A 1,530-nucleotide genomic window follows, 5' to 3' on the forward strand; every position below is an offset into this window, starting at 1 on the left:
TTTGGGCGCTTCTGGCAAAACAACCAGCAGTAAGTTATTAATAGTGAAATAGGTGAATGGTGAATTGATTCACTAAATATAAACCACCCGCCAGCCTGCTCAGTTCGCGAAAGCTCAGGCAGGCAGCGGGTGGTTTCAACCAAACAGTTTCTAAACATTATGCTATGATCAAAACACGACAGATCCTTCTTGTGGTATTCGGGTTACTGCTATACTCGTTTGCAGGGGCGCAGTCGACCAATATCACGTTTATTGTAAAAGATCAGAACACCGGATTCGCCGTACCCGGCGCCGTTGTACAGGTAACGGCTCCCAACGGCAGCACCAGCACGCTAACAGCGGCTGCCAATGGCAGGCTTTCCTTTACAGCCGTGAATGGAAAGTACGATTTCAGCATTGGGGCCAATGGTTACAAATCATTAGCCACTTATTTTTCATCGGGCGAAGTAACAACCATTGAAGCCAGTATTAACCTGGAGCCAGCCGTTGACAACGCCAGGCAACAACTCCTTAGGGCCAACGTAAACCAAACTGTTCTCAGTGGCTATGTGCGTGATGAAGCAGCCAACAGCCCGCTCGCCGGTGTACGGGTAAGCAGTGGCGTTGCTGAGGCCATTACCGACAGCAAAGGTTTCTTTTCACTGGCGGTAGCTGCTTCCCCAACCATTTCACCGGGCAAAGCACCGGCTGCAGCATCGATCACCTTCACGAAAAACGGGTATGCCCCTTATACCATGCAAAACGTTTTTCTGTTACCTGATGTGTATACAATGAAGGTGGCGATGTCGCCGGCGAACGGAGCACGGATACAACCCAATGGCCAAACCGAAAAACAGGTTCATGGGATGTTTGACAGGACCGCTGCTGACGAACAACAACGCAACGCGGTTTCTACTGTGCCCCAGGCAAGAGAAAATGCGGTGCTGGCCGCAACGGTTCCAACCAGCATACGCGTGGGCACCAGCTGTTCCTGCACTACCTGCAGCTCGGTTGAAGTAATGACTTTAGAAGAATATGCAGGATCGGGCCTCGATGACGAGTGGATCGCCAGCTGGGGCGCAGCTTCCTTACAGGCCGGCGCTGTGGCGTACCGTACCTATGGCGCTTATTATGTATTGCACCCCGTTAAAAGCAGTTACGACATCGCAAGCACCACCTGTAACCAGGTATGGCAAAGCGATAAGTATACCAGTTGTATCAATGCCGCCAAAGCAACGGAAAGTATTGTACTGGTAAAGAGCGGCGCTATCTTCAGGGCCGAATATTCTGCAGAAAATAACAACGCCGGTTGCGGCGATGGGTATAGCGGAACCGGTTCGGCCTGGCCCTGTATCTCTGATGCCCGCTGTGCGGGGTATTCAACAAGCGGACATGGCCGCGGTATGTGCCAATGGGGTTCGAGCCGTTGGGCCAGCGACAAAACCTATACCTGGATCCTTAATCATTATTACAACCCCGGCAGCGTATATATTCAGTTGCCGCCTTCACCGGCTGTTACCACTATGTCATTCGCAGTGAAAGACCAAAGCA

General features: G+C 51.5%; 1 protein-coding gene. It reads left to right on the forward strand.

From position 1 onward, the window contains the following. Positions 1-164: 164 nt before the first annotated feature. A partial coding sequence (locus A3860_RS40360; protein ID WP_081156294.1) for a SpoIID/LytB domain-containing protein occupies positions 165-1,530 on the forward strand: 1,366 nt, incomplete at its 3' end.

It is taken from the genome of Niastella vici, assembly GCF_002077945.1.
Taxonomy (GTDB): Bacteria; Bacteroidota; Bacteroidia; order Chitinophagales; family Chitinophagaceae; genus Niastella; species Niastella vici.